Raw genomic sequence first — 19,748 nt, 5'->3', positions numbered from 1 at the left:
TACCCACTGCCGACGGGCTCTCCCAGGGGTGCCGGGCCTCAGTGCAGGCGTGTGGAGCGGTGTGCGGCGATCATGGTTTCGGCCGCTTCGAGAGCCGCCAGCCGGTCAAGCTCCGCGCACACGTCGTCCATTCGGCCGGAAATCAAGACACGGTTGCTGCTGCGCTGCTGGCCCTTTCCGTCTACCACGCGTACCACGCGCAGCGGGCGCACGGTCGGGGCGGCTTCAGCCGCAGGGGGTGTCGCGCCGCACGACGGACGCACCGCAACGTAGCGCAGGCCGGCGGAAGTCTCGCTGTGATCGAGCGAGGCGTGGCGATGAGGGCGGCGCGCCGGGATCAAACGGCTGGCGAGCGATTGCAGCGGCATCCAGAAATCAGCAATGGCGAGGAGGGCGATTCCCATGTGAACTCCAAAAAAGTATGAGGTTGAACACAGGCAGGATTTCTTGAAACGGCCGCGACAGGGTGATGGCGACTTCGCGCCATACGCCCGCCACCTGTTGCGGCCGGATGAGTGCTGCTGCCAGCAGGCCCGCAGGCCTACATCAGCATGGTGTTGCGAATGAGGCCCACCGCGAGGCCTTCAATCTCGAAAGGCTCGCCGGGCTGGACGATGATGGTCGGGTAGTCGGGGTTCTCTGCGTGCAGCTCGATGACCTGCTTGTTGCGCTTCAGGCGCTTGACGGTGACTTCGTCGCCCAGGCGCGCAACCACGATCTGGCCGTTGCGCGCTTCCTTGGTGGCTTGCACGGCGAGCAGGTCGCCGTCCATGATGCCGGCGTCTCGCATGGACATGCCGCGCACCTTGAGCAGGTAGTCGGGCTGGCGCTGGAACAGCGTGTTCTCGACGTAGTAGGTCTGGTCGACGTGCTCCTGCGCCAAGATGGGGGAGCCTGCAGCGACGCGGCCGATGAGCGGCAGCGCCAGTTGCGCCATGCCGGGCAGCGAGAGCGAGAACTGGCCGCCTTCGCGGTGACGCGTTTCGTTCAGCGACCGCAGGGCGTCGCCCTTGAGGCGGATGCCGCGCGAGGTGCCGCTGACGAGTTCGATGACACCCTTGCGGGCCAAGGCCTGCAGGTGCTCTTCGGCCGCGTTGGCCGACTTGAACCCGAGTTCATTGGCGATTTCGGCGCGCGTGGGTGGCGCTCCGGTGCGGGCGATGGCGCTCTGGATCAAGTCCAGGATCTGCTGCTGGCGGGCTGTAAGCTTCACGGCGAACTGCATATGTGGTTCCTTGCGGCACTGGCTAGATATCCAGTACCTGTATTTTTAACCAGTTTTAAAAAGTTGACAAGCCATGCCTGATTTCCCTTCGCCTGAACTGCGCCGCGTGGTCGTGCTGGGCACCGGCGGCACCATCGCCGGCAAGGCTGCCAGCAGCGGCGACAACATCGGCTACACGGCCGGTCAGGTGGGCGTGGCCGACCTTCTGGGCGGCATCGAGGCACCCCAGGGCGTGACGCTGGTGGCAGAGCAGGTCGCGCAACTGGACAGCAAGGACATGTCGTTCGAGACTTGGCAAAAGCTCGCGCAGCGTTGCGCACACTGGTTGGCCGAGCCCGACGTGGCGGGCGTTGTGATCACGCACGGCACCGACACGCTGGAGGAGACGGCCTTCTTCCTGCATTCGGCGCTGGCGTCCGCGAAGCCCGTGGTGCTGACTTGCGCCATGCGGCCGGCGAGCGCGCTGTCGCCCGATGGTCCGCAGAACGTGCGTGACGCCATCGGCGTGGCTCTGGCAGCCGGTGCGAAGGGGGTGACCGTGGTGTGCGCCGGCGCGATCCACAGTGGCGCCGATGTCCAGAAGGTGCATACCTACAGGCTCGACGCCTTCGCATCTGGCGACGCGGGCCCGGTGGGCTATGTGGAAGAGGGCGAGGTCCGCCGTGTGAGGGCGTGGCCCGAGGGCGGGGCGCTGCCGGCCTCGAAGATCTTCGAGGCGGCTCCCGTTCGGTGGCCTCGCGTGGAGATCGTCATGAGCCATGCCGGTGCGAGCGGTGCTGTCGTCGAGGCACTGCTGCAACCCGGCAACGCCGAACCGGTCCGTGGACTGGTGCTGGCCGCCACGGGCAACGGCACGCTGCATCACGGGCTCGAAGCGGCCGCGCTGAAGGCGCAGGAGGCGGGCGTGACGGTGGTTCGTGCGACGCGCTGCATGAATGGGCGCATCCTGCCGAAAGCCGATGACCGGCTGCGGGACGCGGGCACGCTCACGCCGGTGAAGGCGCGTATCGCGCTGATGCTCGAGTTGCTCGGGTGAGGTGGTGGCCGCCCTGTCGGAGGGCGGCCGGCAATCAGCTGCTCAGCGCTGCGAGTGCGCGCTGGGTGATTTCATCGACCGTGCCCACGCCCTTGATGGCGCGGTACTTCGGCGCAGCGGCCGGATCGGTCTTGGCCCAGGCCGAGTAGTAGTCGACCAGCGGACGCGTCTGCTGGCTGTACACGTCGAGCCGCTTGCGCACGGTTTCTTCCTTGTCGTCCTCGCGCTGGATCAGGTCTTCACCGGTGACGTCGTCCTTGCCTTCCACCTTGGGCGGGTTGAACTTGACGTGGTAAGTGCGGCCCGAAGCCGGGTGCGAGCGGCGGCCGCTCATGCGCTCGATGATGTCGCCGAAGGGCACGTCGATTTCGAGCACGTAGTCGAGCTTGACGCCCGCCGCCTTCATGGCGTCGGCTTGCGGAATAGTGCGGGGGAAGCCGTCGAACAGGAAGCCGCTGGCGCAATCGGCCTGGGCGATGCGTTCCTTCACGAGATTGATGATCAGGTCATCGCTGACCAGTGCGCCCGCATCCATGACGGCCTTGGCCTGCAGACCGAGCGGCGTGCCGGCCTTGACGGCGGCGCGCAGCATGTCGCCGGTCGAGATTTGGGGGATGCTGTACTTCTGGCAAATGAAGGCCGCTTGCGTGCCTTTGCCCGCCCCGGGCGCGCCCAGCAAAATTAGTCTCATGGTGTCCTCGGACGGTTCTTAGATTTTGTGTCGCGCCAGGCGTCGGCTTCAGGGGCTTTGGGCAGGGCGGAGTTGCTTCGAGGATAGCACGCGTGCCTCCCGGGATTTGTCGCTGCCCCGACAGGCACGTCGAGCTCCTCAGGCCGTCGGGCCGGCGGCGAAGACCGCGCGCACGCGCGCCAGGTCTTCGGGCGTGTCGATACCCGGGCCGGGAGCCACGTGGCTCACGTGTACGGCAATGCGGTGTCCGTGCCATAGCGCCCGCAGTTGCTCGAGCGCTTCCGTCGCCTCGACTGGCGACGGCGGCAGCGACGGAAACTTGCGCACGAAGCCTGCGCGGTAGCCGTAGATGCCAATGTGGCGCAGGGGAGCCGGCGTGGGCAGCACCGTCGGCGCGGCACCGTTGGCGGAGCCATCGCGCCACCAGGGGATCGGCGCACGGCTGAAGTACATGGCGTTGCCCCGTGCGTCGAGCACGGCCTTCACCACGTTCGGATTCATGAAGTCGGCCAGCGAATCGATCTCGTGGGCCGCGGTGCTCATCGCGGCCTCTGCGTGGGTGGCCAGCGTGGAGGCCACGGCATCGATCAGCGCCGGGTCGATCAGGGGCTCGTCGCCCTGCACGTTGACGACGATGTCGTCGCCGTCGAGGCCGAGTTGTTCGCAGGCTTCGGCCAGCCGGTCGGTGCCGCTGGGGTGGTGCTGGCGGGTCAGGATCGCCTCGACGCCATGCGCCTTGCAGGCGTCGATGATCGATGCGTCGTCGCCGGCCACCACCACGCGCGCTGCGCCGGATTCGCTGGCACGCCGGGCCACGCGCACCACCATCGGCACGCCGGCGATGTCGGCCAGGGGTTTGTTGGGGAGCCTTGTCGACGCCAGGCGCGCCGGCACCAGGACCGTGAAGCTCACAGCCCGAGCTCTTCGTCGGAAAGCGTGCGTGCCTCGTTTTCCAGCAGCACGGGAATGCCGTCGCGCACCGGGTAGGCCAGGCGCGCGCTGCGCGAGCAGAGCTCCTGCTTCTCGGGGTTCCAGGTCAACGGACCCTTGGTGACGGGGCAGACGAGCAGTTCAAGCAGCTTGGTATCCATCGAGCGATGATAGCTTTGCGTCGAGCGCGGTGAAGAATTCCGGAACGGGTGCGAAGAGCAGGGGCACCGCCAGTGCGCCGGGTGCCTTGTGCCACAGCTTGACCGCGTCCTTTTCGGTGCAGACGAGAGGGCCGTCGGCATCGGGCGAGCGTTGCCAGGCGTCGAAGTCGAAGTGATCGGGCAGCGCGATGGTTTCGGCGAGCGTGAGGCCACGGCCCCGGAGCATGGCGAAGAAGGCCTCCGGGCGTGCGATGGCCGCGAGTGCGGTCACTGGCCTGCCCGCCAGGGTGTTCAGTGGCACGCGTTGGCCGTCGCTTGTGAGGGCGTAGTCGGCGAGGCGGCGCGAAGCGGTGTAGCCGCCTGCGAATGCGGGGCGTTCGCCGCTGTGCAACACCAGATCGCAGCGACGTGGCCACGCCTCGCGCAGGGGGCCCGCTGGCAGTCGCCAGCCGTTGCCGATGCCCCGGTCGTCGAACACGCAGATCTCGATGTCGCGAGCCAGCGCCAGGTGCTGCAGCCCGTCGTCGCTGACGATGACTTGCGTGCCGGGATGCCGCTCGAGCAGTGCGCGGGCCGCCTCGATGCGCTTGCGCGCGACGAACACGGGGGCCTTCGTGGCGTGGTGAATCAGGGCGGGCTCGTCGCCCACGTCGCTGGGATTGCTGTCACCCGTCACTTCGCGGCAGTCGTCGGTGCGCCGGCCGTAGCCGCGGGACACAACGCCCACCTGGATGCCGCGCGCGCGCAGATGCCGCACCACCGCCATCACCACCGGCGTCTTGCCGGCGCCGCCCGCGATCACGTTGCCGACGACGATCACCGGCACGGGCACGCGTTCCGAGCGAAGCCATCCGAGGCGATAAAGCCAGCCCCGAACGGCGAAGAGGGCCGCATAGAGCAGCGACAGCGGCCACAGCAGGCAGGCCAGCGGGCCGCGGCGCAGCCACGCTTCCTGCAGTCGCGAGGCGGCAGGCGCCCCCGTGCTGCTGCGGCCTTCGGACGGCACTCAGCGCCCGGCTTGCGCCGTCGACTGGGCTGCGAAGGTGATCTGCATCAGGCCGGCGCGGCGCGCGGCTTCCATCACCGTGACGACGGCCTGGTGCGGGCTGGTTGCGTCGGCGCTGATGATCACCACGCTGTCCTTGCCGCCGGTGGCCGCGGCCGCAAGCGCGGCGGCAACGGCTTCGACATTGCGGTCGGCCAGGGGCGTCTTGTTGACCGAATAGCGGCCGTCGGCCGACACCGCCACGATCACTTCCTTCGGGTAGTCGCGCTGCGCGTCGACGTCCGCGGTCGGCAGCCGCAGCTGCATTTCGGTGAACTTGCTGTACGTGGTCGACAGCATCAGGAAGATCAGGATCACCAGCAGCACGTCGATGAACGGGATCAGGTTGATCTCCGGCTCGTCGCGCGCGCCATGGCGGAACTGCATGCGGCCTCGGGTCATGACGTCACTTGCGCAGGGCGTTCAGATGGCGGGCGAAACGCTCGCCCGACAGCTCGAGGTTCAGCAGGTATTCGTCGACCCGGCTGCGGAAGTAGCGCCAGAAAATGAGCGTCGGAATTGCCACGATCAGGCCGAACGCCGTGTTGTAGAGCGCGATCGAGATGCCGTGCGCCAGTTGCGCCGGGTTGCCCGAGCCGACGGCACCGCTGCCGGGCGACTGCGAGCCGAAGATCTCGATCATGCCGATCACCGTGCCCAGCAGGCCCAGCAGAGGGGCTGCGGAAGCGATGGTGGCCAGTGCCGGCAGGTAGCGCTCCAGCTTGTGTGCCACGGTGCGGCCAGAGGCCTCCATGGCGGCGCGCAGGTCGTCTTCGGTGCAGCGGGGGTTGGCGTTCAGCGCGCGCAGGCCGGCGGCGAGCACCTGGCCGAGCATCGAGTTGCGTTCGAGCTTGGTCACCACGTCGGGGCCGGGAATGGCTCCCTGCGAGACAGTGATGGTTTCGTCGAGCAGCTTCGGCGGCAGTACCCTCACGGTCTTCAGACTCGTGAAACGTTCTATAACCAGCGCGAGCGCAATGACCGAACAAGCGAGCAAGGGCCAGATCGGCCAACCCGCGGCAACTATGATGGAAAACAAGAAAATCCTCCGGCCCGTAGACTGCAAATGCGCGGCGATTATCCACTGAGCCCACCATCGCCACGCGCCTTGTTTTGGTGTCGGCAAGGACGCACAGATTCTGTGGATAACTTTGTGACTAACCTGCTGCGCAACGTGTCCGAACCCGCATGGGATGGGCTTTCCGCTAGAACGACTGAATTTTGAGCAGCACTTTTTTCAATGAAATCAATGGCTTGCACGGAAAACCGTGCACCTGTCCCGCATTGGGCGCTGGCGGCAGGGGGCGGGCCGCCCGTTGTGGAAGAGTGGCATCTGGCCGAGCGTGCGCTTCGTGAGCTTGCGTGACATGAATTCCGCGCCAGGACCGCGCGTCTGGGCTGTCGGCGCCTTGTGCCATGCGGTTGCCGACGCGCTCGACGCGCGTTTCAACCCGGTGACTGTGCGCGGCGAAATCTCGGGTTTTTCCCGCGCCTCAAGTGGACATTGTTACTTCGCCCTCAAGGACGAATCGGGTCAGCTGCGCTGTGCGATGTTCCGCCGCGCCGCCGGCCTGCTCGATTTTTCGCCCCGCGACGGCGATCAGGTCGAGGTGCGCGGCCGGCTCGCTGTGTACGAACCGCGTGGCGATCTTCAGCTCGTCGTGGAGAGCTTGCGGCGCGCGGGGCAGGGCGCCCTGTTCGAGCAGTTCATGCAGCGCAAGGCGCGTCTGGAGGCCGAGGGGCTGTTCGACCTGGCGCGCAAGCGTGCCTTGCCCGCCATGCCGCGTGCTGTGGGCGTGGTCACGTCGCTTGGGGCGGCGGCTCTGCATGACGTCGTGACGGCGCTGCGGCGCCGTGTACCGCACATTCCCGTGGTGCTGGCGCCTGCCGCCGTACAGGGGGCAAATGCGCCGGGCGAACTCGTTCGCGCGCTGCATTCGCTCTATGCGCTCGAGCCGGGGGTCGACGTGATCCTTCTGGTGCGCGGTGGCGGCTCGATCGAAGACCTGTGGGCGTTCAACGACGAGGCCCTGGCGCGCACGATCGTGCAGAGCCCGGTTCCACTCATCAGCGGCGTGGGACACGAGACCGACTTCACCATCGCCGATTTCTGTGCCGACCTGCGCGCGCCCACACCGACCGCGGCGGCCGAACTCGTCAGCGCGCCGCGTGACCTGTGGCTCGGTGCACTCGACCTGCTCGAAGAGCGGCTCGACGATTCCCTGGGCGGCCGCCTCGATGTGCTCGGGCAGCGGCTCGACCAGGCGGCGGGGCGGCTCGGGCGTCCTTCGAATCTCGTGGCGCGCCAGCAACTGCGGCTGGCGCACCACGCACAGCGCCTTCAATACGCGATGCGATCCAGGCGCGAACGCCTGGCGCATGTGCCGCGCGCCGTGGCCGCCGACTTTCCCCTGAAGCTCGAGCGCGCGGTGACGCAACGCCACGACCGGCTGGAGCGCATGGCGCTGCGGCTGCGGCTGCTCGATCCGGCATTGGTCTTGCAACGCGGCTATGCCTGGCTCACGGATGCGGACGGACGCGCAGTCGTCAGCGCGAAGCAATTGGCACCGGGCGACGCGGTCGTCGCACGGCTCGCCGACGGCGAGGTCGACCTGACCGTCTCTCCGGGCGGCGTGACGGGCACACGTCCGACGCGACCTCAATAATTAATTCCTAGAATCCACGATTCCCACAACCAACCCACGAGAAAAAACCATGGAACATGTGCTCCCACCCCTGCCGTACGCACTCGACGCACTGGCACCCGAGTATTCGAAGGAAACCCTCGAGTACCACTACGGCAAGCACCACAACGCCTACGTGGTGAACCTCAACAACCTGCAGAAGGGCACCGAGTTCGAGTCGCTGACGCTCGAAGAGATCGTCAAGAAGTCCAGCGGCGGCATCTACAACAACGCCGCCCAGATCTGGAACCACACCTTCTTCTGGAACTGCATGAAGCCGCAAGGCGGCGGTGCACCCACCGGTGCGCTGGCCAAGGCCATCGAAGCCAAGTGGGGCAGCTACGACGCCTTCAAGGAAGCCTTCGTGAAGTCGGCCGTGGGCAACTTCGGCTCGGGCTGGACCTGGCTGGTGAAGAAGGCCGACGGTTCGGTGGACATCGTGAACACCGGCGCCGCCGGCACGCCGCTGACCACTGCAGACACCGCGCTGCTGACCGTGGACGTCTGGGAACACGCGTACTACATCGACTACCGCAACCTGCGCCCGAAGTTCGTCGAGACCTTCCTGGCCAAGCTGGTCAACTGGGAATTCGCCGAGAAGAACTTCGGCTGAGCCCTGGTCTTGCAATGAAAAAAGCCGACCTGTGGGTCGGCTTTTTTTGTGGGCTCAAGCCAGCAAAAACTCAGCGCTTGTTGGCTGTGAACAGTTCTCCCCCGAGCTTCGCGCCTTTCTTGATGTTCTTCTTGGCGAACCAGCCTTGATTCATCTCGAGCACGTAGCGCACCGGCTCTAGAGAGCAGTGCGAGTTCTCGGTCATGGGCTGCATGTCGACCAGGTTCACGATGCGGCCGTCGTCTGCCACGAAGGCGGCGGTCAGCGGCAGGATCGTGTTGCGCATCCAGAAGCACTGCGTGGCAGGCTGCTCGAACACGAAGATCATGCCTTCGGCTTGCGGCATCTCCTTGCGGAACATCAAGCCGATCTCGCGCTGCAGGGGGGTCTGCGCAATCTGCGCATCGATCTTGTACAGGCCGACCGACAACTGCGTACGCGGCAGATCGGTCTGGGGTTGCTGCTGGGCATGCGCCGTCATCATGAAGGACGCGGACACGAGGAGCAGGGCGGCTAGACGCTGGAACATCGGACGACTCTTTCAGGGCGGGGACTGGGTGGGTCCGGCCTCAACCAAATATGCAAATGAAAATGCCCGCTGATGCGGGCATTGCCGGTGAGCGTGAAAGCTTACACCTTCTTGGAAGCAGCCGTGTGGGCCTTGGCGACGTGGCGAACCTTGTGCTTCTTGACTGCTGCGTGCTTCTTCGAAGCGGTGTGCTTGGCAACCTTGGGAGCGGCGGCAGGGGCAGCTGCAGCGGGTTCGGCTTGTTGAGCGAAGGCACCGGCAGCGAAGAGACCGGCGATCAGGGCTGCGAGCAGCTTGTTCATTTGAAATCCTTTGAAATTCGTTGATTTGGACAGCCCTCCCTGCGGAGGTAGACATTCAACGGGGGCCGCTTCCGGCGGTTGACAGGCAAATGTGCTCGGCAGGCGAAAAAAAAGCGCTCCGAAGAGCGCTCTTTTTTTAGGGGGCTGGGCCGACTTACTTGGCGCCTGCCATGTCAGGCGTACCGCCTTGGGTCGACTTGCGCTTCACGCTGCCGTCCTTGTTGCGACGACGTTGGTCACGCGTGCTGGCGCGCTTTTCGCCGGAAGCAGCGGCCTTGTCGGCACCGATGGCGCCGCCTTCGGGGGTCTTGACTTCGTCGCCAGCAGCGGCCTTGACTTGGCCGGCGGGCTTGGCAGCCTTCTTGGCTTCGGCACGTTGCTGCGACTTGCTGTTGGTGGCGTTCCCTTGTTCGGGCGTGGTGCCAGCCGGGTTTTGGGCGTAAGCGCCAGCGGCGAACAGGCCAGCGATCATGACTGCGAGAATTTTGCTCATTGAGATTCCTCTATTCGAGAATTGATTGGAAACGCCTCCCGGCGAGCAGAAGGTCAGACACTAACGAGGCCATTGGCCCGATGGTTGACAAACCCTCGCTGATGGGTTGCGTCTAAAATGTACAGCGATTTGTTCACGTCCTGTACAGCGATTCCTCGCGGCTGTCTGAATTCGCTGACACTCGTCAAAATTACGCCACTCCCCCGGAGCCCAACCCCCTCATGTCCAGCTATCAGCACATCAAAGTCCCGACCGAAGGCCAGAAGATCTCGGTCAATGCTGACAATTCCCTCAATGTGCCTGACCAACCGATCATTCCCTTCATCGAAGGCGACGGGACCGGACTGGACATCACGCCGGTGATGCTCAAGGTAGTGGACGCGGCGGTGGCGAAGGCCTACGGCGGCAAGAAGAAGATCCACTGGATGGAGGTCTATGCCGGCGAGAAGTCGACCAAGGTCTACGGCCCCGACGTCTGGCTGCCCGAAGAAACGCTGCAGGCCGTGCGTGAGTACGTCATCTCCATCAAGGGTCCGCTCACCACGCCGGTCGGTGGCGGCATCCGCTCGCTGAACGTCGCGCTGCGCCAGGAACTCGATCTCTACGTCTGCCTGCGCCCCATCCGTTACTTCGAGGGCGTGCCCAGCCCGGTGCGTGAGCCGCACAAGACCAACATGGTGATCTTCCGCGAGAACTCGGAAGACATCTATGCGGGCATAGAGTTCGAAGCCGAGAGCGACAAGGCCAAGAAGCTCATCAAGTTCCTGCAGGACGAAATGGGCGTCAAGAAGATCCGCTTCCCGAACACCTCGGGCATCGGCGTCAAGCCCGTGTCGATCGAAGGCACCGAACGCCTGGTGCGCAAGGCGCTGCAGTACGCCATCGACAACGACAAGCCCAGCGTGACCATCGTCCACAAGGGCAACATCATGAAGTTCACCGAAGGTGGCTTCCGTGACTGGGCCTACAACCTGGCAGCCAAGGAGTTCGGCGCCGAACTGATCGACGGTGGCCCGTGGATGAAGTTCAAGAATCCGAAGACGGGCAAGGACATCACCGTCAAGGACAGCATTGCCGATGCGTTCCTGCAGCAGATCCTTCTGCGTCCCGCGGAGTACAGCGTGATTGCCACGCTCAACCTCAACGGCGACTACGTGTCCGACGCTTTGGCTGCGCAGGTCGGCGGCATCGGCATTGCCCCGGGCGCGAACCTGAGCGACACCGTCGCGATGTTCGAGGCCACCCATGGCACGGCGCCCAAGTACGCTGGCAAGGACTACGTGAACCCGGGTTCCGAGATTCTCTCGGCCGAAATGATGCTGCGCCACATGGGCTGGATCGAAGCCGCCGACCTGATCATCAGCTCGATGGAGAAGTCGATTGCCAGCAAGAAGGTCACCTATGACTTCGCGCGCCTGATGGACGGCGCGACGCAAGTGAGCTGCTCGGGCTTCGGCCAGGTCATGATCGACAACATGTAGTTGCGCAAGAAGCGCTTGCCGGTGTCTCGCGGCATCGTGCAGCCAGGCCCTTGGATCTTCGAAAGGAATCCAGGGGCTTTTTCTTTGCGAGATATAAGAAAGACGAGCAGCTTGCCGGTTTTTTTATGCGTCTTGGGCTGTCGCACACGGCGCAAGCCCCTTGATTTGTCGAATATGCGCCACCAAGTCTTCATGCGCCGGCACGGTGCTTGCACGCTCTATAGAATCTTTTTCATGGCAACGAGAATTCCCAAAACTCCCAGCACCCCGCCGGCCCAGAAACCGGCCGGGGATGACGGAGATTCGGTCGTCCTGGAGCGCCGGCCGCAGAAAACTGCGCCGCCCCAGATGTACCAGGTAGTTATGCTGAACGACGACTACACGCCGATGGAGTTCGTGATCGTCGTGCTGCAGGAATACTTCAGCAAGGACCGCGAAACCGCGACCCAGATCATGCTCAAGATCCACCTCGATGGCCGCGGTGTCTGTGGGGTCTATTCCCGCGACATGGCGGCCACCAAGGTCAATCAGGTGATGGAAGCCGCTCAGCAAGCAGGGCATCCGCTGCAATGTGTCAGCGAACCTGTTGCGTGAACCAGTTGAATTGCGCAAGCTCCAACCCATCTGAGAACTTATTTACAGCAAGGCAAAAGGAAATCACATGATTGCCCAGGAACTGGAAGTCAGCTTGCACATGGCCTTCGTCGAGGCCCGGCAGCAGCGCCACGAGTTCATCACCGTGGAGCATCTGCTGCTCGCTTTGCTGGACAACCCGAGCGCCGCGGAAGTTCTGCGTGCCTGCTCGGCCAACGTCGACGACCTTCGGGCGTCGCTCACCAACTTCATCAAGGACAACACGCCCCAGGTGGCGGGTACCGACGATGTCGACACCCAGCCGACCCTGGGTTTCCAGCGCGTCATCCAGCGCGCCATCATGCATGTGCAGTCCACCGGCAACGGCAAGAAGGAAGTCACTGGTGCCAACGTGCTGGTCGCGATCTTCGGTGAGAAGGACTCGCACGCCGTCTACTACCTCCACCAGCAGGGCGTGACCCGCCTGGACGTGGTGAACTTCATTGCCCACGGCATCAAGAAGAGCGATCCGCCGGAAGCCGTCAAGGGCGCGGGCGAAGCGCCTTCGAGCGAGGGCGAAGAGGGTGGCGGCGAACGCAATGAGAAGGCATCGCCGCTCGAGCAGTTCACCCAGAACCTCAACCAGCTCGCCAAGGACGGCAAGATCGATCCGCTGATCGGCCGTGAATACGAGGTCGAGCGTGTCATCCAGATCCTGTGCCGCCGGCGCAAGAACAACCCGCTGCTCGTCGGCGAGGCCGGTGTGGGCAAGACCGCCATCGCCGAGGGGCTCGCATGGCGCATCACGCAAGGCGACGTGCCGGAGATCCTGGCCGAGTCGAACGTGTTCTCGCTCGACATGGGCGCGCTGCTGGCCGGCACCAAGTACCGCGGTGACTTCGAGCAGCGCCTGAAGGGCGTGCTCAAGTCGCTCAAGGACAAGCCGAACGCCATCCTGTTCATCGACGAAATCCACACGCTGATCGGTGCGGGCGCGGCTTCGGGCGGCACGCTCGATGCGTCGAACCTGCTCAAGCCGGCGCTCTCCAGTGGCCAGCTCAAGTGCATCGGCGCTACTACCTTCACCGAATACCGCGGCATCTTCGAAAAGGACGCGGCCCTGTCGCGTCGCTTCCAGAAGGTCGACGTGGTGGAGCCGTCGGTGCAGGAAACCGTCGACATCCTGAAGGGCCTGAAGTCGCGCTTCGAGGAACACCACGGCGTGAAGTACGCGGTGGCGGCCCTGCAGGCCGCGGCCGAGCTCAGCGCCAAGTACATCAATGACCGTCACCTGCCCGACAAGGCGATCGACGTCATCGACGAAGCCGGTGCCGCTCAGCGCATCCTGCCGCCGAGCAAGCGCAAGAAGACCATCAGCAAGACCGAGGTCGAGGAAATCGTGGCGAAGATCGCGCGCATTCCCCCGGCCAACGTCAGCAATGACGACCGCAGCAAGCTGCAGACCATCGAGCGCGACCTCAAGAGCGTGGTGTTCGGCCAGGACAAGGCGCTCGAAGTGCTCGCCTCGGCGGTCAAGATGGCGCGTTCGGGCCTGGGCAAGGGCGACAAGCCGATCGGCTCGTTCCTGTTCTCCGGCCCCACGGGCGTCGGCAAGACCGAAGCCGCGAAGCAGCTCGCCTACATCATGGGCATCGAGCTGATCCGCTTCGACATGTCGGAGTACATGGAGCGCCATGCGGTGAGCCGCCTGATCGGCGCGCCTCCGGGCTACGTCGGTTTCGACCAGGGCGGCCTGCTGACCGAGGCCGTCACGAAGAAGCCGCACGCGGTGCTGCTGCTTGACGAAATCGAGAAGGCGCACCCGGACATCTTCAACGTGCTGCTGCAGGTCATGGACCACGGCACGCTGACGGACAACAACGGGCGCAAGGCCGACTTCCGCAACGTCATCATCATCATGACGACGAACGCGGGTGCCGAGACCATGAACAAGGCGACCATCGGCTTCACCAACCCGCGCCAGGCGGGCGACGAAATGGGCGACATCAAGCGCCTGTTCTCGCCCGAGTTCCGCAACCGGCTGGACGCGATCGTCAACTTCAAGGCACTGGACGAGAACATCATCCTGCGCGTGGTCGACAAGTTCCTGCTGCAGCTGGAAACCCAGCTCAGCGAGAAGAAGGTGGAAGTCACGTTCAGCGACAAGCTGCGCAAGCACCTGGCGAAGAAGGGCTTCGATCCGTTGATGGGCGCACGCCCGATGCAGCGCCTGATCCAGGACACGATCCGTCGTGCACTGGCCGACGAGCTGCTGTTCGGTCGCCTGACCGACGGTGGCCGCCTCGAAGTCGATCTCGACGACAAGGACGAAGTGCTGCTCGACATCCAGCCGCTTCCGAAGAAGGAAGGCAAGTCGAAGCCCGAGGCCGAGGAAACGGCCGCAGGCTGATAAACCAGGCAGGCGATCCGTGGCCGACGAGGCCACGGAACAGCCTCCAAAGGCCGGTAGCATCGCGCTGCCGGCCTTTTTCTTTGGGCGCGGCGCATCCATCCACCGTTTGAAGCCTTGATCCTCCCCGTCCTCAGTCCCGAATGGAAAACCGGCCTCTCCCTGGCATGGAGCGGCTACATCGCCGTGCTGTCGGTCTGGATCGTGATGCAGAAGCGCGCGCCGGTGTCCACCATGAGCTGGATCCTCTCGCTGGCGCTGCTGCCGTTCGCGGGCTTCGTCGTCTACTACTTCCTCGGGCCGCAGCGCCTGCGCAAGCAGCGGCTCAAGCGCCTGCGCAGCCGCGCCGGCGCCTCCGCCCAGGCCGACGTGGCCCGGTTGCGCGACGCGGCACACAACGCGCCGCCGGCGCTGCAGCAGATGGCCAGGCTGGGCATGGCCACATGCGGCTTGCCGGTGTCTAGCGCAGCCGGCGTCGAGCTGCTTTCGGGTGGTGCGCGCACCTTCGACGCGATCTTCGAGGCGGTGCGCGCCGCGCAAGACCACATCCACCTGGAGTACTACATCTTCGAGCCCGACAAGATCGGCACCGCGCTGCGCGACCTGCTGATCGAGCGCGCGCAGCAGGGCGTGACGGTGCGCCTGCTGATCGATGCGCTCGGCTCCAAGCGCATCGGCCGCAAATTCATGGCGCCGCTGCACGAAGCCGGCGTGAAGGTGGCGCTTTTCCACGACACCAAGATCGGCCGCCGCCTGCGCCCGGTGACCAACTACCGCACCCACCGCAAGATCGTGGTGTGCGACGGCCGGGTCGGCTTCACGGGCGGCGTGAACATCACCGACGAGGAAGACAAGCGCACCAACCCCGACGCCTATCACGACGTGCACCTGCGCATCGAGGGCAGTGCGGTGCGCTGGCTGCAGACCACCTTCCTCGAGGACTGGACCTACGCCACCGGCGAAGACCCGCGCGGCATGGACGACGCCCTGGACGCGATGCTCCCGCAGCTCGAGGCGGGCAACATTCCCGTGCAGATCGTCACCAGCGGCCCCGACAACGCGCTCGAAGCCATCCACCGCATGCATGTCGAAGCCATCCATTCGGCCGCGCACCGGGCCTGGCTGACCACGCCGTATTTCGTGCCCGGCGAGCCCGCGCTCATGGCGCTCACCAGCGCCGCGCTGCGCGGTGTGGACGTGCGCCTGCTGGTGCCGCGCCGCAGCGACTCGGCCATCGTGAGTGCCGCCGCGCGCTCGTACTTCGACGAGCTGATCGCCGCCGGCGTGAAGGTGTGGGAGTACAAGGCCCGCATGCTGCATTCCAAGACCTTGGTGGTCGACGACCATTGCGCGATGATCGGCACCGCGAATTTCGACAACCGCAGCTTCCGGCTCAACTTCGAGGTCTGCGCCGTGGTCTATGGTCCGGAACTGGCCCTGCCTCTGGCGGCGCAGTTCGAGACCGATCTGCACAGTTCCGGCGCGGTGCGCGCCAACCGGCGCCTGAGCTTCTGGCGCCGTCTCGGCGATGCGATTGCGCGCCTGTTTTCACCCCTGCTCTGAATGAACCACACCTTTCTCTGGCACGACTACGAAACCTTCGGCGCAGTGCCGCGCCGCGACCGCCCCTCGCAGTTCGCGGCCATCCGCACCGACGCCGAGCTCAACGAAGTCGGCGAGCCGCTGATGATCTACTGCAAGCCCGCGCCGGACTACCTGCCCAGCCCCGAGGCCTGCCTGATCACCGGCATCACGCCGCAGGTGTGCCTGGAGCGCGGTATTCCCGAGCATGAATTCGCCGGCCATATAGAGCGTGCCTTCTCGCAGCCGGGCACCATCGGCGTCGGCTACAACACCATCCGTTTCGACGACGAGGTCACGCGCTTCCTGTTCTGGCGCAACCTGATCGACCCCTATGCGCGCGAATGGCAGAACGACTGCGGCCGCTGGGACCTGCTCGACGTGGTGCGCCTCACCTACGCGCTGCGGCCCGACGGCATCGAATGGCCGAAGAAGGAAGACGGCAAGCCCAGCTTCAAGCTCGAAGACCTGGCGCGTGCCAACGGCCTGCTGCACGAGTCGGCGCACGATGCGCTCTCCGACGTGCGCGCCACCATCGCATTGGCTCGGCTGATCCGCGACAAGCAGCCCAAGCTGTTCGACTTCGCCTTCGGCCTGCACAAGAAAGACCGCGTGGCCGTCGAACTGGGCCTGCCCGCCATGCGCGAGACCGCCAAGCCCTTCCTGCATGTCTCGGGCATGTTCCCGGTCGAGCGCGGCTGCCTAGCCGTGATGTGGCCGCTGGCGAGCCATCCGACCAACAAGAACGAGCTGCTGGCCTGGGACCTGGCCCATGACCCAAGCGAACTGCGCGACATCGACGCCGATACCCTGCGCCTGCGCCTCTTCACCCGCACGGCTGACCTGCCCGAGGGCGTGGTGCGCCTGCCCGTGAAGGGCATTCACCTGAACAAGTCGCCGATGGTGGTCGGCAACCTGCGCACGCTGGCGCCGCCCATGGCCGAGCGCTGGGGCGTCGACCTCGACACCGCCATGCGCCACGCGGCCATCGCGCGCGACTTGCCTGACATGAGCGCCATCTGGTCGAAGGTCTACGCCCGCCCGAAGGAAGAAACGCCCGATGTCGACGAAGACCTCTACGGCGGCTTTGTCGGCAACGCCGACCGCCGCCGCCTGAACCAGCTGCGCAGCCTGTCGCCCGAGGAACTGGCCAAGGACCGCACCGGCTTCGACGACGGGCGGCTCGACGAGATCCTGTTCCGCTACCGCGCGCGCAACTGGCCCGAGCTGCTGAGCGAAGATGAGAACGAGCGCTGGGAAGCGCTGCGCGTGGCAAAGCTCTTCAAGGGCGAGGGCGGGGCGCGCACCATCGAGATGCTGTTCAGCGAGGTCGACGCGCTCTCCGAGAACGCCGACGAGCGGGGCGAGGAAATCCTCGGCGCCCTCTATGAATACGCAGAGGCGATTGCGCCTGAAGCCTGACCGAGGCCTGCAGGCCGATCGAACGGAAGAACGAACGAACCATGCTGCAAATCAATCCCGAGCTGTCGACCGCCCTCGAGGAATACGGCCTGTTCCTCGCCACCGGCGCGATGGTGGCGCTGCCGTTTCGCTTTGAGCCGCCAGTGCGGCTGTTCGTGAACGTGCACACCAACGGGGTGTCGATGGGGGCGTACTCATACGTGGCGCCCCTGGTGCAGCTGCACCAATTCCGCATGGGGCGCTACTGTTCGGTCGGCGACAACCTGAACGTGCTGACCCAGCACCCGTCGGACTGGCTGACGACTCACCCTGTTTCCCACCAGCCGTTCTTTCCGCCGCCGTTCAGCCACGTGTCCACCCACGAATACCCGCAGCTCGAACGGACCGTGATCGGCAATGACGTGTGGATCGGCTCCCGCGTGAGCATGAAGAGCGGCCTGACCATCGGCGACGGCGCGATCATCGGAGCGGGCTCGGTGGTGACCAAAGACGTGCCGCCGTTCGCCGTGATGGGCGGCGTGCCTGCGCGCATGATTCGCCGCCGCTTTTCCGATGCGCTCATCGAGCGCATCCAGGCTTGCCCGTGGTGGGACTGGGACCTGCGCCACCTCACGCTCGACTGGCGCAAGCCTGAAGAGGCGCAGACCTTGCTGGAGGCCGCCGTGGCCGAAGGGCGCGTGGTGCGATGGAGCCCGGGCTGGCGCGTGCTCGAGCACGGCACGCCGGCCGAGGAAGGCCAGGCGCGGCCGCTCGTGGTGCGGGTCGAGTGATGCGCTGCGCGTGGCTGTTCGGCACAGTGGCCCTCGTGCTTTCCGCATGCGGCACCGTGCCGCCTGCACCATGCGCCCCCGGCTTCGACGCCTCCGAGCGCGACACGCTCTATTTCGGCCGTGCCATCCCCGCCGGCGGGCAGGTCTCCGACGCACAGTGGAGCGATTTCCTCGACACCGCCGTGACCCCGGCGTTTCCGCAGGGCCTGAGCGTGATCGACGCCGCCGGCCAATGGCGCGGCGCATCGGGCGAAGTGGGGCGCGAGCCATCGAAGCTCGTGGTCCTGCTGCACCCACGCAGCGCCAAGGACGACGCCGCCATTGCCGGCATCATCGACACATACCGCAAGCGCTTCGGGCAGGAGGCGGTGCTGCAGGAAAGGCAATCCGTCTGTGTCCGCTTCTGACAACGATAAAAACCTCGTTCGCCGGCTCACGGCCTCCGATGCGGCGGCCTACCGTGCCCTGATGCTCGACGCCTATGCCACGCACCCCAGCGCCTTCACTTCCACGGTTCAGGAGCGGGAAGGCTTGCCACTGAGCTGGTGGGAAGAGCGACTCGGTGCCGTTGCGGATGCGACGGAGGCCAGCGTGGCCTATGGTGCGTTCGACGACACCGGCGTGCTGGCCGGTGCGGCGGGGCTCGCCTTCGGCTTGCGAAAGCGGGAGCGCCACAAGGCCACCCTGTTCGGCATGGCCGTGGCCGCGTCGGCGCGCCGCTCGGGCTTCGGCCGCCGGCTGGTGCTCGCCTTGCTCGAACACGCGCGGGCTCGCGACGGCCTGCGGCTGGTGCAGCTCACCGTCACCGAGGGCAACGACGCAGCGCAAAAGCTGTACGAAGACTGCGGCTTCCGCACCTTCGGCCTGGAGCCGCTGGCCATCGACGTCGATGGCAAATTGCTCGGCAAGGTCCAAATGTGGTGCGACCTGGAGTCGCCCGCCTCAGCGAGCCCGCCGGTCGATAGAGGCAATGAAGGCGTCCACCGCTGAGGTGTAGGCGCCGGGCAGGCCGAGTTCGGCGTTGATCTGCGCATGCGACAGGTCTTCGGGCACCACCTCCGCGCGTCCGCCCGTGGCCTTGACGCGTGCTGCGAACTGACTGGCCTGCGTGCAAGAACCGTCACGGCGTTGCGTCGAGCACACCAGCAGCATCGGCGGCGCGCCGGGCGCCAGCGCATCGGTCGGCGACACGGTGCGCCAGAAGGCCGGGTCGCTGCCGAACGCACGGTCGTAGAAGGGCAGATGGCGACGCTGCATCAGGGCCGCGGTGTCGAGTGCGGCGCTGTCGAGGGCGACCGCGCCGAGCCAGGGCCGGGCGCCTTGCTGCCGCGCGATGCCGGGTGATGCGCTCAGCAGCGCGACCAGATGCGCGCCCGCCGAATGCCCCATGAGCACGAGCCGGCCCGCGTCGCCGCCCCACGAGGCCGCGCCGGCCTGCACTGCGGCCACCGCACGCGCCACGTCCTGCGCCTGCTGCATCACATCGACCTGCGGCACGAAGCGGTAGGCCACCGACACCAGGATGAAACCCTGTTCGCGTACCCAGTGCTCGACCTTCAGGTCCACCACCGAGGCGGCTGCCTTGTCGCCGAGCATCCACGCGCCGCCGTGGACCATCACCAGCACTGGAGCTCCTTGCGCGTTCGGCGGCAGGTAGACGTCCATGCGCTGCGCCGCGTCGGGGCCGTAGGGGAGGTCGGCCAGCCGGCGCACCTCGGGTTGCGCCATCGCGGGAGCGAGCGCCAGTGCCAGCAGCCAAGCGATGCAATGTCGCAGAAGGCGCTTCATAGGAAGGCTCCCGG

The 19,748-nt window shown here is 65.7% G+C and carries 23 protein-coding genes; 11 read left to right on the top strand and 12 right to left on the bottom strand.

Features of this window, described 5'->3' with window-relative positions:
• Window positions 1–38 precede the first annotated feature (38 nt).
• Complete coding sequence (locus tag ACWV14_RS18770) at window positions 39–404, bottom strand: hypothetical protein (RefSeq protein WP_454903021.1); 366 nt, start codon at window positions 402–404, stop codon at window positions 39–41.
• Window positions 405–541: 137 nt separating this feature from the next.
• A complete protein-coding gene (lexA, locus tag ACWV14_RS18765; protein WP_013541704.1) occupies window positions 542–1,225 on the bottom strand; it encodes a transcriptional repressor LexA in 684 nt (227 codons plus the stop codon).
• 73 nt (window positions 1,226–1,298) lie between these two features.
• Between lexA and ACWV14_RS18760 the strand changes: the two genes are divergently transcribed.
• Window positions 1,299–2,261, top strand: coding sequence for an asparaginase (locus ACWV14_RS18760; protein WP_454903020.1), 963 nt, complete (start codon window positions 1,299–1,301; stop codon window positions 2,259–2,261).
• 34 nt (window positions 2,262–2,295) lie between these two features.
• Here the strand turns inward: ACWV14_RS18760 and adk are convergent, their stop codons facing one another.
• From adk to ACWV14_RS18730, 6 genes are all read right to left on the bottom strand, one after another.
• Window positions 2,296–2,952: an adenylate kinase gene (gene adk, locus ACWV14_RS18755; RefSeq protein ID WP_081270374.1), complete on the bottom strand. Its 657-nt coding sequence runs from the start codon at window positions 2,950–2,952 to the stop codon at window positions 2,296–2,298.
• A 138-nt stretch (window positions 2,953–3,090) separates the two neighbouring features.
• Window positions 3,091–3,864, bottom strand: a complete 774-nt coding sequence (kdsB, locus tag ACWV14_RS18750) for a 3-deoxy-manno-octulosonate cytidylyltransferase (protein WP_454903018.1) — start codon at window positions 3,862–3,864, stop codon at window positions 3,091–3,093.
• Complete coding sequence (locus ACWV14_RS18745) at window positions 3,861–4,043, bottom strand: Trm112 family protein (RefSeq protein WP_007836935.1); 183 nt, start codon at window positions 4,041–4,043, stop codon at window positions 3,861–3,863. The genes kdsB and ACWV14_RS18745 overlap by 4 nt, the downstream gene beginning before the upstream one ends.
• On the bottom strand, window positions 4,024–5,049 hold the full coding sequence (gene lpxK, locus ACWV14_RS18740; RefSeq protein WP_454903016.1) for a tetraacyldisaccharide 4'-kinase: 1,026 nt from the start codon (window positions 5,047–5,049) through the stop codon (window positions 4,024–4,026). The genes ACWV14_RS18745 and lpxK overlap by 20 nt, the downstream gene beginning before the upstream one ends.
• Window positions 5,050–5,475, bottom strand: coding sequence for an ExbD/TolR family protein (locus ACWV14_RS18735; protein ID WP_422089186.1), 426 nt, complete (start codon window positions 5,473–5,475; stop codon window positions 5,050–5,052).
• Window positions 5,476–5,494: 19 nt separating this feature from the next.
• A complete protein-coding gene (locus ACWV14_RS18730; protein WP_081270371.1) occupies window positions 5,495–6,127 on the bottom strand; it encodes a MotA/TolQ/ExbB proton channel family protein in 633 nt (210 codons plus the stop codon).
• A 328-nt stretch (window positions 6,128–6,455) separates the two neighbouring features.
• Between ACWV14_RS18730 and xseA the strand changes: the two genes are divergently transcribed.
• Both xseA and ACWV14_RS18720 read left to right on the top strand, forming a co-directional pair.
• Entirely contained in the window at window positions 6,456–7,754 is a 1,299-nt protein-coding gene (gene xseA, locus ACWV14_RS18725; protein ID WP_454903015.1) for an exodeoxyribonuclease VII large subunit, read from the top strand.
• Window positions 7,755–7,803: 49 nt separating this feature from the next.
• The gene (locus ACWV14_RS18720; protein ID WP_454903014.1) at window positions 7,804–8,385 is read left to right on the top strand and encodes a superoxide dismutase; all 582 of its coding nucleotides are present in this window, start codon (window positions 7,804–7,806) and stop codon (window positions 8,383–8,385) included.
• A gap of 70 nt (window positions 8,386–8,455) precedes the next feature.
• On the opposite strand, the gene ACWV14_RS18715 is transcribed toward ACWV14_RS18720, so the two are convergent.
• The 3 genes from ACWV14_RS18715 to ACWV14_RS18705 all read right to left on the bottom strand — a co-directional run bounded on the left by ACWV14_RS18715 (window position 8,456) and on the right by ACWV14_RS18705 (window position 9,709).
• Window positions 8,456–8,914, bottom strand: coding sequence for a DUF192 domain-containing protein (locus ACWV14_RS18715; protein ID WP_106934673.1), 459 nt, complete (start codon window positions 8,912–8,914; stop codon window positions 8,456–8,458).
• Window positions 8,915–9,015: 101 nt separating this feature from the next.
• The gene (locus ACWV14_RS18710; protein ID WP_454903012.1) at window positions 9,016–9,216 is read right to left on the bottom strand and encodes a hypothetical protein; all 201 of its coding nucleotides are present in this window, start codon (window positions 9,214–9,216) and stop codon (window positions 9,016–9,018) included.
• A 154-nt stretch (window positions 9,217–9,370) separates the two neighbouring features.
• Window positions 9,371–9,709 (bottom strand): cell envelope biogenesis protein TolA, encoded by a 339-nt coding sequence (locus ACWV14_RS18705; RefSeq protein ID WP_237680256.1) that lies wholly within the window; start codon window positions 9,707–9,709, stop codon window positions 9,371–9,373.
• 221 nt (window positions 9,710–9,930) lie between these two features.
• On the opposite strand from ACWV14_RS18705, the gene icd reads away from it, so the two are divergent.
• From icd to ACWV14_RS18665, 8 genes are all read left to right on the top strand, one after another.
• The gene (icd, locus tag ACWV14_RS18700; RefSeq protein ID WP_454903011.1) at window positions 9,931–11,190 is read left to right on the top strand and encodes an NADP-dependent isocitrate dehydrogenase; all 1,260 of its coding nucleotides are present in this window, start codon (window positions 9,931–9,933) and stop codon (window positions 11,188–11,190) included.
• Window positions 11,191–11,424: 234 nt separating this feature from the next.
• Window positions 11,425–11,784, top strand: a complete 360-nt coding sequence (gene clpS, locus ACWV14_RS18695; protein ID WP_042674481.1) for an ATP-dependent Clp protease adapter ClpS — start codon at window positions 11,425–11,427, stop codon at window positions 11,782–11,784.
• Window positions 11,785–11,851: 67 nt separating this feature from the next.
• On the top strand, window positions 11,852–14,173 hold the full coding sequence (gene clpA / locus ACWV14_RS18690) for an ATP-dependent Clp protease ATP-binding subunit ClpA (protein ID WP_106934672.1): 2,322 nt from the start codon (window positions 11,852–11,854) through the stop codon (window positions 14,171–14,173).
• A 117-nt stretch (window positions 14,174–14,290) separates the two neighbouring features.
• A complete protein-coding gene (gene cls, locus ACWV14_RS18685; RefSeq protein WP_454903010.1) occupies window positions 14,291–15,736 on the top strand; it encodes a cardiolipin synthase in 1,446 nt (481 codons plus the stop codon).
• Window positions 15,737–17,176, top strand: coding sequence for an exodeoxyribonuclease I (gene sbcB / locus ACWV14_RS18680; protein ID WP_454903009.1), 1,440 nt, complete (start codon window positions 15,737–15,739; stop codon window positions 17,174–17,176).
• A 41-nt stretch (window positions 17,177–17,217) separates the two neighbouring features.
• Window positions 17,218–17,946: a CatB-related O-acetyltransferase gene (locus ACWV14_RS18675; protein ID WP_454903007.1), complete on the top strand. Its 729-nt coding sequence runs from the start codon at window positions 17,218–17,220 to the stop codon at window positions 17,944–17,946.
• Window positions 17,947–17,981: 35 nt separating this feature from the next.
• On the top strand, window positions 17,982–18,353 hold the full coding sequence (locus tag ACWV14_RS18670; protein ID WP_454903006.1) for a DUF3574 domain-containing protein: 372 nt from the start codon (window positions 17,982–17,984) through the stop codon (window positions 18,351–18,353).
• The gene (locus tag ACWV14_RS18665) at window positions 18,340–18,936 is read left to right on the top strand and encodes a GNAT family N-acetyltransferase (protein WP_454903005.1); all 597 of its coding nucleotides are present in this window, start codon (window positions 18,340–18,342) and stop codon (window positions 18,934–18,936) included. Before ACWV14_RS18670 ends, ACWV14_RS18665 begins: the two co-directional genes overlap by 14 nt.
• On the opposite strand, the gene ACWV14_RS18660 is transcribed toward ACWV14_RS18665, so the two are convergent.
• On the bottom strand, window positions 18,889–19,734 hold the full coding sequence (locus tag ACWV14_RS18660; protein ID WP_454903004.1) for an alpha/beta hydrolase: 846 nt from the start codon (window positions 19,732–19,734) through the stop codon (window positions 18,889–18,891). The two genes, ACWV14_RS18665 and ACWV14_RS18660, sit on opposite strands and share 48 nt — an antisense overlap.
• Between the last annotated feature and the right edge of the window lie 14 nt (window positions 19,735–19,748).

Source organism: Variovorax durovernensis (assembly GCF_977011995.1).
The sequence above is the reverse complement of the archived record's forward strand: the minus strand, read 5'-3'. Positions and strand labels throughout refer to the sequence as shown.

Coding starts and splice junctions, on each gene's coding strand:
- xseA (WP_454903015.1), top strand. CDS start 6,456: ATGAATTCCGCGCCAGGACCGCGCGTCTGGGCTGTCGGCGCCTTGTGC.
- ACWV14_RS18720 (WP_454903014.1), top strand. CDS start 7,804: ATGGAACATGTGCTCCCACCCCTGCCGTACGCACTCGACGCACTGGCA.
- ACWV14_RS18745 (WP_007836935.1), bottom strand. CDS start 4,043: ATGGATACCAAGCTGCTTGAACTGCTCGTCTGCCCCGTCACCAAGGGT.
- icd (WP_454903011.1), top strand. CDS start 9,931: ATGTCCAGCTATCAGCACATCAAAGTCCCGACCGAAGGCCAGAAGATC.
- clpS (WP_042674481.1), top strand. CDS start 11,425: ATGGCAACGAGAATTCCCAAAACTCCCAGCACCCCGCCGGCCCAGAAA.
- sbcB (WP_454903009.1), top strand. CDS start 15,737: ATGAACCACACCTTTCTCTGGCACGACTACGAAACCTTCGGCGCAGTG.
- ACWV14_RS18660 (WP_454903004.1), bottom strand. CDS start 19,734: ATGAAGCGCCTTCTGCGACATTGCATCGCTTGGCTGCTGGCACTGGCG.
- clpA (WP_106934672.1), top strand. CDS start 11,852: ATGATTGCCCAGGAACTGGAAGTCAGCTTGCACATGGCCTTCGTCGAG.
- ACWV14_RS18710 (WP_454903012.1), bottom strand. CDS start 9,216: ATGAACAAGCTGCTCGCAGCCCTGATCGCCGGTCTCTTCGCTGCCGGT.
- ACWV14_RS18770 (WP_454903021.1), bottom strand. CDS start 404: ATGGGAATCGCCCTCCTCGCCATTGCTGATTTCTGGATGCCGCTGCAA.
- ACWV14_RS18705 (WP_237680256.1), bottom strand. CDS start 9,709: ATGAGCAAAATTCTCGCAGTCATGATCGCTGGCCTGTTCGCCGCTGGC.
- adk (WP_081270374.1), bottom strand. CDS start 2,952: ATGAGACTAATTTTGCTGGGCGCGCCCGGGGCGGGCAAAGGCACGCAA.
- lexA (WP_013541704.1), bottom strand. CDS start 1,225: ATGCAGTTCGCCGTGAAGCTTACAGCCCGCCAGCAGCAGATCCTGGAC.
- ACWV14_RS18760 (WP_454903020.1), top strand. CDS start 1,299: ATGCCTGATTTCCCTTCGCCTGAACTGCGCCGCGTGGTCGTGCTGGGC.
- ACWV14_RS18675 (WP_454903007.1), top strand. CDS start 17,218: ATGCTGCAAATCAATCCCGAGCTGTCGACCGCCCTCGAGGAATACGGC.
- ACWV14_RS18735 (WP_422089186.1), bottom strand. CDS start 5,475: ATGCAGTTCCGCCATGGCGCGCGCGACGAGCCGGAGATCAACCTGATC.
- ACWV14_RS18715 (WP_106934673.1), bottom strand. CDS start 8,914: ATGTTCCAGCGTCTAGCCGCCCTGCTCCTCGTGTCCGCGTCCTTCATG.